This is a genomic window from Stenotrophomonas sp. YJH_SMC_73 (assembly GCF_059370155.1).
On record NZ_JCAFTJ010000003.1, the window covers coordinates 224,922 to 238,894 of the forward strand.

Consider the following 13,973-nt stretch of genomic DNA (forward strand, 5'->3'; position numbering starts at 1 on the left):
CGCGCAGGAGCCCGCCACTGCAAGCCGTAGATGGCGGCGCTATGCTGGCCGCCCCTGCTTGTGAGACACCCGCCATGCGCACCCTGTACCCGGCCATCGAGCCCTACCGCGAATTCGCCCTGCCGGTGAGCGATCTGCACACGCTGCATATCGAAGAGTGCGGCACGCCGGAGGGCATTCCGGTGGTGTACCTGCACGGTGGCCCGGGCGCCGGTATCTCGCCGACCCATCGGCGCTTCTTCGACCCGGCGCGCTACCGCATCGTGCTGATCGACCAGCGCGGCAGCGGCCGTTCCACGCCGTTCGGCGAGCTGCGCGACAACACCACGCAGGACCTGGTGGCGGACATCGAAAAGGTGCGTGAGCACCTGGGCATCGAGCGCTGGCTGGTCTATGGCGGCTCCTGGGGCTCCACGCTGTCGCTGGCCTACGCGCAGGCGCATCCGGAACGCGCCACCGGCCTGATCGTGCGTGGCGTGTTCCTCGGTCGTGAGATCGAGAACCGCTGGTTCGCCGAGGCCGATGGCGGTGCGCGCTGGATCTTCCCGGAGCGCTGGGACCGCTACGAGGCTTATATCCCGGAAGCCGAGCGTGGCGACATGATCGCGGCCTACTGGACGCGCATGGATGGCCCGGATCAAGCAACCCGTATCGAAGCCGCGCAGGCCTGGTTGGGCTGGGAAGACAATGCGGCCACCCTGCAGCACGACGTGGATGCCGAATCCACCGATGATCCGCTGGATACGCTGGCGAAGGCCCGTATTGAAGCGCACTACTTCCGCAACGGCATCTTCCTGGAGCCGGACCAGCTGCTGCGCAACATCGATCGCATCCGCCACCTGCCCGGCGTGATCGTGCAGGGGCGCTACGACATCATCTGCCCGCCGCGCAGCGCCTGGGACCTGGCCAAGGCCTGGCCGGAAGCGCGCCTGGAGATGGTGACCTCCGGCCACAGCGCCAACGAGCCGGCCACGGTCGATGCGCTGGTGCGGGCGACGGATGCCTTTGCCGACCGGTTCTGAACGCCTGGGGTAGTGCCGGCCGCTGGCCGGCACCCCCGCAACACACTCCTGCGTGCGACTACGGGTTGGCGTCAAACACCACGGTCATGTTGCCTTCCCAATGCGAGCCTGGCGCCTTCAGCATCTCTGTTACGGCGTCCCGCCCTGCGGTGAACCGCAAGGTCGACCGCCGCTGCATCAGATAGCCATCCGGCGTGAAGCGCGGCGCCTGTGCGTCGTCGGGTAACAGCGGTGTGTCCTGCGCCGGGCGCCCATCGCGCAGATTGCGCATGCCGGGCAGGGTGACGTCCACATCCACCGGTACAACCTCCCCAAGCGCGTGGTTGCGAATGCCGCAGCGATTGCCTGCGTCGTGCTCACAGCGCAGCTTCATGCTGAAGTCCGTTGAGCTGGTCAGATGGAATGGCAGCTCCTGAAAGAGGCGTGTCGGGGCACGGCCCTGATCGGTCCACTGCGCCCAACCTGCCTCCGGCGCCAGGTGCACCTGGGGATTGTCGCTTGGGAAACGCACCTGGAACTGGTGCGACACCGTGAAGCGGAACTTCAAGGTGATCGGTTCGGTCGTGACGTCATCACCAAAGTCGATGTCGCTGCCCGCGCCCCCCGCAGTGTACGTCAACTCGCCTTCATAGATACCGTCGATCAGAGACAGGGGCGAAGGTGCCGTGATGAGCAGTCCCAGACCGAACCAGGTCATCGAGTAATCGGCCGGCTGCGGCAGAGGGGTGTCGCCCTGTGAGTTGCACGGCACCGGCATGTCAGGATTCTTGACGGTCCATCCAAACCTGACATAGGTCACGAAACTGCCGGTGTAAACGTAGCTACACCCTCCACGCACCTGCCGTGTAAATACTGGGCTGGTTCCGCCGCCTGGCGTCATACGACCGCTAACGGTTGCGATCGCAATGCGGACCTCTGCCTCGCCTCCCGTGTCGGTGTTTCGCAACATGACAGTACGAGGAGCCGGTAATCCAAGATAGAAGCGTTTTCGAACGTCGCCGTTGTGCTCATAGGTTTTGCTCCATTGCAACGGAACGTCGACAGAGTACGAGCCATCATCCGTGCAGAACTGTGGCTGCCAGGTGCAGTATTCGCCAGGGGGCGTCGTGTTCCGGAAGACCATCCGGCCCGGGTCCAGGGCTGACGGGGCAAACTCTGCCGTGACCAGCACTTCTGCCGCACATGCACTTGCGGCCGCGCCAAGCCCAATCACGACCAGCCCTGCGCCTCGCAGCGCCGCCATCAGCGAGCGGATTCTCATTTCGTATGCTCCTCGGTTCTCGCGATCGACGGCGGGCATCCCGTCGCCCCCACCATCAACACATCTCCTTCCCTGGGGTAGCGCCCCTCCTCCATCGTCAGCGTGCAGCTGACCAGGTTGGGGTAGCGCAACTCCACCACCGGCGCACGGGCGCTCAGTTCCAGGGTAAAGAAGCCGTCCTCCTGGCTGACGCTGCGGCCGGCGTGGTTGATCACCTGCACGCCGCGCACACCGTTGCCGTCTGCATCCAGTACCTGGCCCATGACGGTGAAGGTGCGCAGCACGTCCAGCGTGGCATGCATCACGCCCCCCTTGTTGAGGTGATAGCTGACGACCGAGGGCTGCAGCGTTGCCGACGGCGCATGCCGCCCCTGGAAGTCGAACTGCACGTGGCCTGCGCGATACGCGGCCACCGGAACGAAGTTGCGGCCCGGGCGCAGCGCAACGCCGCCGCCGTGGCTGTCGTCCGCACGCAGGGCAAGATCGGGATAATCGCTGCGGACATCGACAATCAGCCCGGTGTCGGCGCTTCTGCCGCGCCCCTGCCCCAGCACGGCGGCGCGCCCACCGCCAATGACCAGGGTGCTGTCGAGGTTGGCGGTGCCGCTGATGCGGCCCGACGCCGCGCCGCGGTAGACCTGCATGTCACCTTCCACAAACGCGCTCTGCAGCGAGGCACCCGCGCCTGCGCCCAGCCCGCCCCGTTCGGCGGTGACCGTGCCATTCACGCTCTGCAGCACCGCTCCGTCCACGCGCTGGGTGGCGGTAGCGGTCACATAGGTATCGCGGCGACCGGCATCGCCGGTGCGGCTGCCCAGGCTGCCGCTGTAGCTGCGTCGATCGCTGCCCAGCGAGACACTGACCGTCAGGTCGATGCCGCGTTGCCGCCGGTAGCCTGTGTAGCGGGCGCCGGGGCGGTCATAGGCGGAAACGCGCCAGTTGACATCGTGCTTGCCGAACACCGTCTCCCGCCGCCCGTACGAGACATCGATGCCGGTCCCGCGGGTGAAGCCCGAACTGCGGGCCACGCGCAGGCTGGCAGTGTCGCGGTGCCCGAAACGATGCGTGATCGAGACGGCCGTTGTGTCCTGCCAGCCGCCGCGGGTCTCCCAGCGTGGTGCGCTGCTCGCGTCCGCCACGACGCGCTCGCGCTGCTCCACCCAACCGCGCGCATGGTTGGCCACCACCGAGCCGGCACGATAGCGGTACAGGCCCTGCAGGTCCACGCCGCGCCCGGCGTCGCTGGAGGTATAGACATTGGTGTAGGTGCTGAAGCGGTCACTGGCCTGCCAGTCCATCGACACACCCGCCGCATGCCGCGCGCCGATCCGCTGCACGGTGGCCCCGGCCACCGCACGGGAATGCAACAGGTAATTGACCACGGCACCCGCCGCGGCACCGCCCTCGCGGGTGCTTCCGGCGCTGGCCAGCAGCCCGCGCTGCTGCCCTGCGAATGCGCTGTAGCGCCAGCGGCGGCTGGGATCCTGCCAGCGGCTGGGCTTGTGGATGGAGGCGCTTTCGCGGGACGCTTCTCGACCGTCCTGGACCACCCGCAGTTCCACATCGTAGATGCCGCCGGGTAGTCGGCGCGTATCGATTTCCTGGATGCCGGGCTTGACGGCCTGCGTGGACAGCAGGTTCCCGTCGCGATAGATCTCCACCACGCCTTCGCCGCTGGCGGTGACATAGACGGGGTAGACACTGGGGCTTCGCGTATCGGCCAGCAGTACGTCCGAGGATCCGAACATCAGGCCCAGCGCCGTATCGTTCTGCGTACCCGGTGCCCGGGGCTGGCGCACAATGCCCTCGAAGGTGGGCAGGAAGTAGCCGGCGCGAACGAAATGATCGCCCAGTTCGCGCTGGGCATACAGGGCACTGAGGTAGTGCTCGCTGCTGCCGGGCTGGGCGTAGTACTGGTAGCTGCCAACCGTGCTCCAGTGGCCGGCACTGCCGCGCAGTTCAGCGCTGTAGCGTACGGTGGCCTGCTGTTCCTGGCCGCCGTGCACGGCAAGACTGTTGCGCACGATCAGCCCCCGGCTGCCCGCGTCCGGCAAGGCGATGTGGCGCCCCTCCTTCTGCGCGCCGGCAGGCGTCAGTACACTCAGCAGCGAGTTGGACAGACTGTAGTGCAGCGCTGCCATGCCCCGGCACTGATGCCTGCATACGCCCAGCGCCATCGGTTCAGCGAGTTGCTCGCCCCAACGGGCACGCTCGGTCTGTGCCAACCGGCTTTCGTGGCTGTCGCCAAAGCCGATCACCTGCACCCGGTTGTCTTCGTGCAGCAGAACCTCGGCGTCACCCAGATACTGCCCATCCAGCTCCACGCGCACGGTGAGCGGGTTGCCAAACAGGTGCTCGCGGAATTCGGCCGGCATGCGTTCGCGCTGCTGCTGCAGGCTGGGCAGCTCGCCCGGCGCGAGGCCGGCCGCCTGCGTTGACGTGGCAAGGACCACGGCACCGATCGCGGTCGCGAGCTGGGCCAGGCGGAATCGACGGTGGTTGGAGGACGAGAGCATGGACGCTGTTCCGGCGTCCCCGCCGCATCATCGGATGCGGCGGGGTGCCTGAAGGAACTCAGGGGGTGATGTCGCTTTCGAAGATCATGTGGAACTGGCCACCGTAGCTGCCCTGCTTGTAGCCACCCGACGGCGCGGTCGGCGCAATGGCGAAGGCAAGCGACTTGCCGGCGGCGGCCTGGGCCGCGTTGGCGACGGTGATCTTGGCGGCGGCGGTTGCCGGAACCTCCACGTTGTCCAGCTTCACCACCAGGTCCACGACGTCTGCGGCCGACGCCATCTGTGCCGGCGACGTCAGGTAGGCGGTGATGGCAGCCGGCGACTTGATGTTGATGACGCGCCCGGTCAGTTCGCCCAGCGTTTCGCGCGCGGTGTCCCACGGCAGGTTCTGCGGCAGGCCTTCCCAGCCGTCAGGCGTGGACACCTGCAGGCCAGCGGTGTTCGGGACGTCGGCGGTCACGTTGACGGTGATCGACTTGGATTCGGTGGCTGCCAGGCTGACAGCCGGTGCGATGAGGGCTGCAGCGGCTGCAGCCAGGGCGTACTTCTTCAGGGACATGGAAATGCTCCGGGATCGGTGGATGGATACGATGGGATACGACGCCAGGACGAAGACACAGCCTCCCCGCCGGGCGCCTGGCGAACCCGGTGGGGACGTTGCAGAAAGGGGAGATGGGCGGACGATCAGCGGCGCGAGTCGATGCTGCGGCGGTCGTCGCCCTCCCTCAGGTCGTAGCGGGCGAACCGGCTGTCGTCGGCCTGCAGCGCATAGGTTCGCCCGGGCCGGACATGGACGATGATGCCGGGCGTGCAGGCATCCGGACTGTTTCGCTCGCAGTACCGCAGGTTGTCCAGCACCACCGTGGCGTTGCCACCGTTGTGCACGTGACCGTCCTGCACACGGGTGTCATAGCGCGTGTTCCGCGGTGCCACGAACAGGATGGTGCCGTAGCCGGTGAACACGCGAACTGCCGAGGTCAGCCCGGTGATCTCCTGCACCTGCGCATCGCTGAGTGAGAATTCCTCGGCGCTGGGCACCACCGGAATGAAGCGGAGCCGGTAGTAGCGCTCCTCATCACGGTCACCGCGATAGACCAGGCGCGTCGCCTGTTGGCCGTTGGCGGCAATGATCAGGCGGCTGGGGCTGGCGATCACCCCGTGCGCGCCAGGTGCATTGCGTACCAGCGCCACGGTGTCCACTGGCGTTTCGACAACCTTGCCGTCTGCATCGAAGTGCATCTGGGTGACCTCAACGCGCACGTATGCGGTCACATCACCGGTATTGCGTATGCGCTTGAGCAGGTTGCTCTGCGCTGGCGCAAGATGATCGAACAGGAGGCCCACATTGATCTGTGGTGTCGTGGCTTGGGCACTGCTGGCGAACAGGGCCAGCAGGAGGAGAAGGAGTGCGCGTTGCATGACGAACCCGCGGGGAGAGGTGAGCGATTAGTTTCACGGCATCTTTACAATCAGGCCATGCAACAACTTGCAAAAAAGGTCAGATATTTCCGACCTCGCAAAGTGGCTCCGCCCAGGTCAACCCGGAAATCCTGTCCGCGCACTCGGCCGCGGCGGTCTGGCCCGTTGCACATCGCGACGGCACGCCCTGGAACAGCATCGGCGGCTGGCGCACGCATGGGGCGTGCGGGTGAACGGGCGCCCACCGCTGCATGGCGACCCCGCCGGTTCTTCGCAGCTCGCTTACGGACCCGGGCCGAATATCCGGCCGTGGCCATCCACCCCCATGGCCCGCGTCCCCACTTCTGGAGCCTGTCATGACCGGTATTCGCTACGTTCCTGCTGTCCTCGTCATCACCATCGGCCTGCTGCTGGGCGCCTGTTCCAGAACCCAGGAGGCGAGCAAGGCCACCGCCGCCGAGGACGTCACCGAAGTGAAGCTGATACCGCCGTATGAGTCGCTGGACAAGGACAAGGACGGCATCGTCACGCTGGCCGAAGTGGATGCCGTGGCACCCGACTGGGCCGAGCGCCTGCATGCCTGCGATACCGACCGTGACAAGACGTTGACCCGTGGCGAGTACGACGTCTGCAAGCAGACCAGCGGCGCGCATTGACCCACCACTGAACCCTCGATCGGCACCGCATACGCCCGGCTATACCAAGGTATAGCCGGGCTAACCCACGGGCCTCTAGGCCTGCCCCATTCAGGGGCGGACAATAGCGCCACTGGCCAGGGCAACCCTGGCTGGCCCCCTCCCCTCATGGAGACGCAGATGGACCCCGACCCTGCCGGGCGCACCGCGCCCCGGATGCCCGCTTGTTGCCTGTTCCTGGCGCCTGCCCGCCGGTCCCTGCCTGCCTGAGTGACGGGGGACCGCCAGGTGCCGCCTGCCTGGAGATCACCCCCATGTCCTACAAGATCCTCTACATCACCCTGCGCCGCCTGATCGGCGAGCGCGATGTTGCCGCCCTGCGCAGCCAGCTGCTGCAGCACGGCCCGGTCATGTTTGCCCGTTCGCTGTCGCTCGGTTCGCCGCGCGTGGTGGCCGACGCGCTGTCGCTGCTGCCGATCAGCGAGCGGATCACCGTGCTGCGCCATCTGCCCTACCCGCTGCGCGATGCGATGAAGCCGCTGTGCATTGGTGGCAGCCAGCGCCTGCACATGCAGCCGTGGTCGCCGGCGGTGCTGGCGATGCGCCACGCCTGAACTGTCTCACCCATTCCGTTCGTGTTCCGGCTGCGGCCGGCTCTGACATTCGAGGAGCGTCCCATGAGCCTGCTCAACGCCTGGTTCAACGCCTTCCTGCGCAGCCGTCGCGCAGGCAACCTGTTCCGCCGTCGTGCGATGCCCGAAGCCGGCTTTGGCCCGGGCAGCGCCGAAGCGGCGCCGTTCGCGCTTACCACCGGCCTGGTCACCCTTGCCCAGCAGGAAGAAGCCGAGCTGCTTGCGACGCTGGATTCGCATGCCGATGGCCTGAGCCCGCATGAAGCCGAGGAGCGGCTGGCCACGCTCGGCCCCAACGAGGTGGATCACGAAAAGCCGCTGCCGTGGTGGCGGCACCTGTGGCAGTGCTACCGCAATCCGTTCAACCTGCTGCTGACCGTACTGGCGGCGGTGTCCTGGCTGACCGAGGACATCAAGGCCACGATCGTGATTGGTGCGATGGTACTGCTGTCCACGCTGATCCGCTTCGTGCAGGAAGGCCGCTCCAACCGTGCGGCTGAGCGTCTGAAGGCACTGGTCGGCAACACCGCGCGCGTGCTGCGCCGCAATCCGGGCACCGAGGCCGCCGATGTAGCCGACCAGTACTTCGGTGCGCACCTGCACAGCCGTCGCCCGGCACGCCTGCTGGACCTGCCGATCCGTGAGCTGGTGCCCGGTGACCACATCGTGCTGTCGGCCGGCGACATGATTCCGGCCGATTGCCGCGTACTGACCGCCAAGGACCTGTTCGTCGCCCAGGCCGCGATGACCGGCGAATCGCTGCCGGTAGAGAAGTTCGCGCACCCGGGCGACGGCCTGGCCGGCCTGCTGGAGCAGCACAACCTGCTGTTCATGGGCACCAACGTGGTGTCAGGCACCGCCACCGCCGTGGTGCTGGCCACCGGCAACCGCACCTACTTCGGCACGCTGGCCCAGCGCAGCACCGCTACCGACCGTGCGCCCACCGCGTTCCAGGCCGGCGTCAACAGTGTCAGCTGGCTGCTGATCCGCTTCGCGCTGGTGATGGTGCCGTTCGTGCTGCTGATCAACGGCTGGACCAAGGGTGACTGGACCGAGGCGTTCCTGTTCGCGCTGTCGGTAGCGGTGGGCTTGACGCCGGAAATGCTGCCGATGATCGTCACCTCCACCCTGGCCAAGGGTGCGGTGCTGCTGTCGCGGCGCAAGGTGATCGTCAAGCGCCTGGATGCGATCCAGAACTTCGGCGCGATGGAAGTGCTGTGCACCGACAAGACCGGCACGCTCACCCAGGACAGGATCGCGCTGGAGCGCCACACCGATGTGTTCGGTCACGATTCGGAAGACGTGCTGAAGTTCGCTTACCTCAACAGCCACTTCCAGACCGGGCTGATCAACCTGCTGGACCGCGCGGTGCTGGAGCACGTGGAGCTGCAGAGTTCGCTGCGGCTGTCGCAGGACTACCACAAGGTGGATGAGATCCCGTTCGACTTCGAGCGCCGCCGCATGTCGGTGGTGGTGTCCGAGCGCGAGGACCACCATGAGCTGATCTGCAAGGGCGCGGTGGAAGAGATGCTGGCGGTGTGCAGCACCGTGCGCGAGAACGGCCAGGACATGCCACTGGACGAGCGCCGCCTGGCGCGGGTGCGGCAGACCACCGAGGAACTGAACGAACAGGGCCTGCGCGTGGTGGCGGTGGCGATGAAGGAGACCGCGGCCAGTCAGAGCGCCTACTCGCAAGCGGACGAGTGCGGTTTGACGCTGGTCGGCTACGTGGCCTTCCTGGACCCGCCGAAGGAGTCGGCTGCGCAGGCGCTGCAGGCGCTGGCCGCACACGGTGTCGAGGTCAAGGTCTTCACTGGCGACAACGAACTGGTGACCGCCCGTGTCTGCGCACAGGTGGGGCTGGACGCGGACACCATCCTGACCGGCCCGCAGATCGAGCGCATGGACGACGGCGCGCTGTCGCGGGCGCTGCACCACCATCGCGTGTTTGCCCGGCTGACGCCGCTGCACAAGGAGCGGCTGGTACGCGAGCTGCGGGCGCAGGGCAAGGTGGTCGGCTTCCTCGGTGACGGCATCAACGATGCGCCGGCGCTGCGCGCAGCCGATATCGGCATCAGCGTGGACAGCGCGGTGGACATCGCCAAGGAGGCGGCCGACATCATCCTGCTGGAAAAGAACCTGATGGTGCTGGAGGAAGGCGTCATCCAGGGCCGGCGCACGTTCAACAACATGCTGAAGTACATCCGCATGACCGCCAGCTCCAACTTCGGCAATGTGTTCTCGGTGCTGGTGGCCTCGGCCTTCCTGCCGTTCCTGCCGATGCTGCCGCTGCAGCTGCTGGTGCAGAACCTGCTGTATGACATCTCGCAGATCGCCATTCCGTTCGACAACGTGGATGAGGAACTGGTACGCAAGCCGCTGAAGTGGAACCCGGCGGACATCGGCCGCTTCATGGTGTTCTTCGGGCCGATCAGCTCGCTCTTCGACCTGAGCTGTTTCGCGCTGATGTGGTACGTGTTCGATGCACGCACGCCGGCCGACCAGGGCCTGTTCCAGTCCGGCTGGTTCGTGGTCGGCCTGCTGACCCAGACCCTGATCGTGCACATGATCCGCACGCCGAAGGTGCCGTTCCTGCAGAGCATCGCCGCGCCGCCACTGCTGCTGATGACCGGCCTGATCATGGCCATCGGCGTGGCCCTGCCGATGAGCCCGCTGGCCGGCTACTTCAAGCTGCAGGCGCTGCCGGCCGGCTACTGGCCGTTCCTGGTGGCGATCCTGTTCGGCTATGCGGTGCTGACCACCGCGCTGAAGAAGTTCTACATCCGTCGTTACGGCTGGCAGTAAGCGCCCGCCGCTTGTCCAGGGAGAAACACAATGGACATCAATCCGAACCTGCCGGCGTTCAACGCCGGCGCCACGCTCAGCTCGCTGATCAGCCTGTCGGTGGCGTTCGTGCTGGGCACGGTCATCGGCCTGGAGCGGCAGCTGCGGCAACGCACCGCCGGCCTGCGTACCAATACGCTGGTGGCGGTGGGTGCGGCAGTGTTCGTTGATCTGGCGGTGCGCTTCCATGACCTGTACGGCGGACCACCCTCGCCGCTGCATGTGGTGGCCTATGTGATCTCCGGCGTCGGCTTCCTCGGCGCCGGCGCGATCATGAAGGACGGCGCGCAGGTGTCCGGCCTGAACACCGCCGCCACCCTGTGGGGATCGGCGGCGGTGGGAGCATGTGCAGGTATCAAGCTGCTGCCGGAAGCGGTGCTGGCCGCCGTCTTCGTGCTGGCCGCCAATACCCTGCTGCGGCCGGTGGTGAACCGCATCCAGCGGCAGCCGCTGCCGGAAGCGTTCAGCGAGGCGACCTATGCGATCAACGTGGTCTGCCAGCGCGAGCAGCAGGCCGAGGTGCTGGACCAGCTGTTGCTGCTGCTTGAGCAGGCGCATTACCCGGTGCGCGCGGTGGACCAGCGCCCGTTCGGTGAGCGCGATGTGGAGATCGAAGCGGTGCTGTATGCCACCACGGTGGATGCCGGCGAACTGGACGCCGTACTTGCGACGCTGGCGACCACGCCCGGTGTGCTGCAGGGATTCTGGAACGCCAGCCTGGAGGAGTAGTGCCGGCCGCTGGCCGGCAACACCGTGCACCGCTTTGGTAGGTGCCGACCTTGGTCGGCAGAGAACCTTCAGAGACCGTGTCCATCCCTGCGGTAGTGCCGGCCGCTGGCCGGCAACCTCATGAGCTCCGGCAACACCGTGCAGTTGCCGGCCAGCGGCCGGCACTACCGGGCATCGTTCTGGCTTGTGCCGACCAACGGTCGGCACCCACAGCACAAGAGCCTGCCGACCAAGATCGGCATCTGCCGATGGCGGCTTTGCTATCCTTTCACCCCACGCCAGGGAGCCGTCCCGATGCCATCGCTGTCGCCCCGCCGCCCGCTGGTGCTGCTGGCCCTGATCGTCGTGATGGCGGCGATCTTCCTGATCGACACCATCACCGACTACGCGGTAGCTGCTGCCTGCTTCTACGCAGCGGTCATCCTCGCGGCATCGCGCGTGCTGGGCGCGCGCGGGCTGATCTCCCTTGCCATCGCCTGCATCGGACTGACCGGGCTGAGTTTCTTCCTGACCCGCTTCGGCACCTACCGCATCGGCCTGGTCAATTCGGTGATCGGCATGCTGGTGATCGGCATCACCACCTACCTCGCACTGAACATGGAAGCGGCCAAGGCCGCCGTGCAGGAAGCACAGGGCCGTCTGCTGCGGGTAGCGCGCGCCTCCACCGTAGGCGAGCTGACCACCTCCATCGCCCACGAAGTGAACCAGCCGCTGGCGGCCATCGCCAGCAGCGCCGAAGCCTGCCAACGCTGGCTGGCGCAGGACCCGCCGAACGTGGACAAGGCACGCCAGACCGTGGCCCGCATCCTGGCCGATGCGCACCGTGCCGGCGATGTGATCGCCCGCATCCGCGGCCTGACCCAGGGCGCGGCACCGGAACGGCGCGCCTTCGACCTGAACCAGGCGGTGGAGGAAATGCTGGCGTTGTCGCGCAGCGAACTGGACCAGCATGGCGTGGCCGTGGCCCTGCTGCTGGACGCCGACCTGCCGCCGGTGCAGGCCGATCGCGTACAGGTGCAGCAGGTGATCGGCAACCTGATCCTCAATGCGGTGGATGCAATGGAAGCCGTACCCGCAGGCGACCGGCGTCTGTCGCTGCTGACCCGGCGTGAGGGCCAACGGGTCAGCCTCAGCGTACGCGATCGTGGCGTCGGCCTGCCCGCCGAGCATCCCGAGCGCGTGTTCGACGCGTTCTGGACCACCAAGTCGCACGGGTTGGGGCTGGGCCTCAGCCTGAGCCGCTCGATGATCGAGGCGAACGACGGCCAGATCCGCGCCGAACGACCGGCAGGCGGCGGTGCCTGCTTCGTCTTCGACCTGCCCGTCGCCACGGATGTCCACCATGCGTAAGCCCACTGCACCCATCGCCGATCCGGCGCCCATTGTCTATGTGGTCGACGACGATCCGTCGGTGCGCGCGGCGCTGGAAGACCTGCTGGCCTCGATGGGCCTGCAGGTGCGGGCCTTCGCCTCCACCCAAGCCTTCCTCGAGCACGACCTGGAAGACGCGCCGGCGTGCCTGGTGCTGGACGTGCGCATGCCCGGCCAGAGCGGTCTTGAATTCCATCGCACGATGGGCAGCCATGGCCTGCAGCTCCCCGTGGTGTTCATCACCGGCCACGGCGACATCGCGATGGGTGTCAACGCGATCAAGGACGGTGCCATCGAATTCCTGACCAAGCCCTTTCGCGACCAGGAACTGCTGGATGCGATCCACAAGGGCATCGAGATCGACCGCCAGCGCCGCCGCGAGGGCGAGGCGCTCGATGCCCTGCAGCAGCGCTGGAACACGCTCAACGCGGGTGAGCGCGAGGTGGTTGATGGCGTGGTGCGTGGCCGCCTCAACAAGCAGATCGCCGGCGACCTCGGCGTCAGCGAGATCACGGTGAAGGTGCGCCGCGCGCAGGTGATGCGCAAGATGGGCGCGCGCACCCTGGTCGACCTGGTGCGCATGTACGACCGCCTGCAGGCGGGGACGCCATGAACGTCCACGTCGCCTTGCTGCGCGCAGTCAACGTCGGCGGCACCGGCAAGCTGCCGATGCGCGAACTGGTGGCGATGTGCGAGGACGCAGGCTTCGCCGATGTCCGCACGTACATCGCCAGCGGCAATGTGGTGTTGCGCAGCTCGCTCGACGAAACGGGCGTGCGCCAGGCCCTCGGCCAGCGGCTCCAGGAATATGCCGGCAAGCCGGTGGGCGTACTGGTGCGTTCGGCCAGCGAGATCGCAGGCGTGGTGGCACGCAATCCGTTTCCGCAGGCCGCCGGCAACCGTGTGGTCGCCCTGTTCCTCGACGGCAGCCTGCCTGCCGACCCGCTTGATGGCGTGACCGGCCGGCGCGACGAACAGCTTGCACTCGGCACGCGCGAGATCTTCATCCACTACGGCGCCGGCATGGCCGACTCGCGCCTGCGCATTCCCGGCTCGGCACAGGGCACGGCGCGCAATCTCAATACCGTCGCCCGGCTCGCGGCGATGGCAGCGGAACTCCGCTAGATCTCGTCCGGCAGGCTGTAGACCAGCCGGTAGTCGTGGCGGCCTTCACTGATGGTGATCTCCAGTGTGCCGCTCAGGCCGAACAGTCCTTCACTGCCCGAATCGGGCACCACCACCACGCTCAGCTGCGGCGTGCCACGGGTCATCAACCCGTTGTGCTGCAGGGTGAACCCACCCTGGCGCCCGGCCAGCGTGGCCGTTACCCGTTCCATCGCCACGTAGCCGGCCGAGCCCTGCACCGGCGTGCGGAAGGCCAGCATCTGGCCGACGCTGCTGCCGTGCAGGTCGCCGGCGAAGGTCTTGTTGATCGACATCACCGCAATTGGGCCGTCATTGCCACCGATCGGCCGCAGATCCACTTCAAACGTACCGTGTGCTTCGCCCTGCATCCTGCTCTCCCCTCTGGTCGGTTCAACGCT

General features: G+C 66.9%; 13 protein-coding genes. 8 read left to right on the forward strand and 5 right to left on the reverse strand.

The window, feature by feature from the left end:
• The first annotated feature begins 74 nt into the window (after positions 1–74).
• Complete coding sequence (gene pip, locus AC5P8R_RS06355; RefSeq protein ID WP_495223117.1) at positions 75–1,022, forward strand: prolyl aminopeptidase; 948 nt, start codon at positions 75–77, stop codon at positions 1,020–1,022.
• Between the two features lie 58 nt (positions 1,023–1,080).
• Here the strand turns inward: pip and AC5P8R_RS06360 are convergent, their stop codons facing one another.
• The 4 genes from AC5P8R_RS06360 to AC5P8R_RS06375 all read right to left on the reverse strand — a co-directional run bounded on the left by AC5P8R_RS06360 (position 1,081) and on the right by AC5P8R_RS06375 (position 6,218).
• Positions 1,081–2,283: a hypothetical protein gene (locus AC5P8R_RS06360; protein WP_495223119.1), complete on the reverse strand. Its 1,203-nt coding sequence runs from the start codon at positions 2,281–2,283 to the stop codon at positions 1,081–1,083.
• Complete coding sequence (locus tag AC5P8R_RS06365) at positions 2,280–4,799, reverse strand: TcfC E-set like domain-containing protein (protein WP_495223120.1); 2,520 nt, start codon at positions 4,797–4,799, stop codon at positions 2,280–2,282. The genes AC5P8R_RS06360 and AC5P8R_RS06365 overlap by 4 nt, the downstream gene beginning before the upstream one ends.
• 58 nt (positions 4,800–4,857) lie before the next feature.
• Positions 4,858–5,358, reverse strand: a complete 501-nt coding sequence (locus AC5P8R_RS06370; RefSeq protein ID WP_046430838.1) for a CS1 type fimbrial major subunit — start codon at positions 5,356–5,358, stop codon at positions 4,858–4,860.
• A gap of 125 nt (positions 5,359–5,483) precedes the next feature.
• Positions 5,484–6,218: a hypothetical protein gene (locus AC5P8R_RS06375; RefSeq protein WP_014647291.1), complete on the reverse strand. Its 735-nt coding sequence runs from the start codon at positions 6,216–6,218 to the stop codon at positions 5,484–5,486.
• 356 nt (positions 6,219–6,574) lie between these two features.
• On the opposite strand from AC5P8R_RS06375, the gene AC5P8R_RS06380 reads away from it, so the two are divergent.
• The 7 genes from AC5P8R_RS06380 to AC5P8R_RS06410 all read left to right on the forward strand — a co-directional run bounded on the left by AC5P8R_RS06380 (position 6,575) and on the right by AC5P8R_RS06410 (position 13,554).
• The gene (locus tag AC5P8R_RS06380) at positions 6,575–6,874 is read left to right on the forward strand and encodes an EF-hand domain-containing protein (RefSeq protein ID WP_014647292.1); all 300 of its coding nucleotides are present in this window, start codon (positions 6,575–6,577) and stop codon (positions 6,872–6,874) included.
• A 293-nt stretch (positions 6,875–7,167) separates the two neighbouring features.
• Positions 7,168–7,467 (forward strand): hypothetical protein, encoded by a 300-nt coding sequence (locus tag AC5P8R_RS06385; protein WP_005413574.1) that lies wholly within the window; start codon positions 7,168–7,170, stop codon positions 7,465–7,467.
• Positions 7,468–7,530: 63 nt separating this feature from the next.
• Entirely contained in the window at positions 7,531–10,290 is a 2,760-nt protein-coding gene (gene mgtA / locus AC5P8R_RS06390; RefSeq protein ID WP_495223121.1) for a magnesium-translocating P-type ATPase, read from the forward strand.
• Positions 10,291–10,320: 30 nt separating this feature from the next.
• Positions 10,321–11,058 (forward strand): MgtC/SapB family protein, encoded by a 738-nt coding sequence (locus AC5P8R_RS06395; RefSeq protein WP_012511185.1) that lies wholly within the window; start codon positions 10,321–10,323, stop codon positions 11,056–11,058.
• 294 nt (positions 11,059–11,352) lie between these two features.
• Positions 11,353–12,408 carry an ATP-binding protein gene (locus tag AC5P8R_RS06400; RefSeq protein ID WP_169411092.1) on the forward strand — a complete coding sequence of 352 codons (1,056 nt, stop codon included), beginning with the start codon at positions 11,353–11,355 and terminating at the stop codon, positions 12,406–12,408.
• The gene (locus AC5P8R_RS06405; RefSeq protein WP_014647295.1) at positions 12,401–13,042 is read left to right on the forward strand and encodes a response regulator transcription factor; all 642 of its coding nucleotides are present in this window, start codon (positions 12,401–12,403) and stop codon (positions 13,040–13,042) included. Before AC5P8R_RS06400 ends, AC5P8R_RS06405 begins: the two co-directional genes overlap by 8 nt.
• Positions 13,039–13,554, forward strand: a complete 516-nt coding sequence (locus tag AC5P8R_RS06410; protein WP_169411094.1) for a DUF1697 domain-containing protein — start codon at positions 13,039–13,041, stop codon at positions 13,552–13,554. Before AC5P8R_RS06405 ends, AC5P8R_RS06410 begins: the two co-directional genes overlap by 4 nt.
• On the opposite strand, the gene AC5P8R_RS06415 is transcribed toward AC5P8R_RS06410, so the two are convergent.
• Positions 13,551–13,943 (reverse strand): DUF3224 domain-containing protein, encoded by a 393-nt coding sequence (locus tag AC5P8R_RS06415; RefSeq protein WP_014647297.1) that lies wholly within the window; start codon positions 13,941–13,943, stop codon positions 13,551–13,553. The two genes, AC5P8R_RS06410 and AC5P8R_RS06415, sit on opposite strands and share 4 nt — an antisense overlap.
• Between the last annotated feature and the right edge of the window lie 30 nt (positions 13,944–13,973).

Excerpts from the sequence above, each read along its gene's own strand:
- AC5P8R_RS06385 (WP_005413574.1), top strand. The coding sequence starts at position 7,168 with ATGTCCTACAAGATCCTCTACATCACCCTGCGCCGCCTGATCGGCGAG.
- AC5P8R_RS06375 (WP_014647291.1), bottom strand. The coding sequence starts at position 6,218 with ATGCAACGCGCACTCCTTCTCCTCCTGCTGGCCCTGTTCGCCAGCAGT.
- AC5P8R_RS06400 (WP_169411092.1), top strand. The coding sequence starts at position 11,353 with ATGCCATCGCTGTCGCCCCGCCGCCCGCTGGTGCTGCTGGCCCTGATC.
- AC5P8R_RS06395 (WP_012511185.1), top strand. The coding sequence starts at position 10,321 with ATGGACATCAATCCGAACCTGCCGGCGTTCAACGCCGGCGCCACGCTC.
- AC5P8R_RS06405 (WP_014647295.1), top strand. The coding sequence starts at position 12,401 with ATGCGTAAGCCCACTGCACCCATCGCCGATCCGGCGCCCATTGTCTAT.
- mgtA (WP_495223121.1), top strand. The coding sequence starts at position 7,531 with ATGAGCCTGCTCAACGCCTGGTTCAACGCCTTCCTGCGCAGCCGTCGC.
- AC5P8R_RS06415 (WP_014647297.1), bottom strand. The coding sequence starts at position 13,943 with ATGCAGGGCGAAGCACACGGTACGTTTGAAGTGGATCTGCGGCCGATC.
- pip (WP_495223117.1), top strand. The coding sequence starts at position 75 with ATGCGCACCCTGTACCCGGCCATCGAGCCCTACCGCGAATTCGCCCTG.
- AC5P8R_RS06360 (WP_495223119.1), bottom strand. The coding sequence starts at position 2,283 with ATGAGAATCCGCTCGCTGATGGCGGCGCTGCGAGGCGCAGGGCTGGTC.
- AC5P8R_RS06410 (WP_169411094.1), top strand. The coding sequence starts at position 13,039 with ATGAACGTCCACGTCGCCTTGCTGCGCGCAGTCAACGTCGGCGGCACC.
- AC5P8R_RS06370 (WP_046430838.1), bottom strand. The coding sequence starts at position 5,358 with ATGTCCCTGAAGAAGTACGCCCTGGCTGCAGCCGCTGCAGCCCTCATC.
- AC5P8R_RS06365 (WP_495223120.1), bottom strand. The coding sequence starts at position 4,799 with ATGCTCTCGTCCTCCAACCACCGTCGATTCCGCCTGGCCCAGCTCGCG.
- AC5P8R_RS06380 (WP_014647292.1), top strand. The coding sequence starts at position 6,575 with ATGACCGGTATTCGCTACGTTCCTGCTGTCCTCGTCATCACCATCGGC.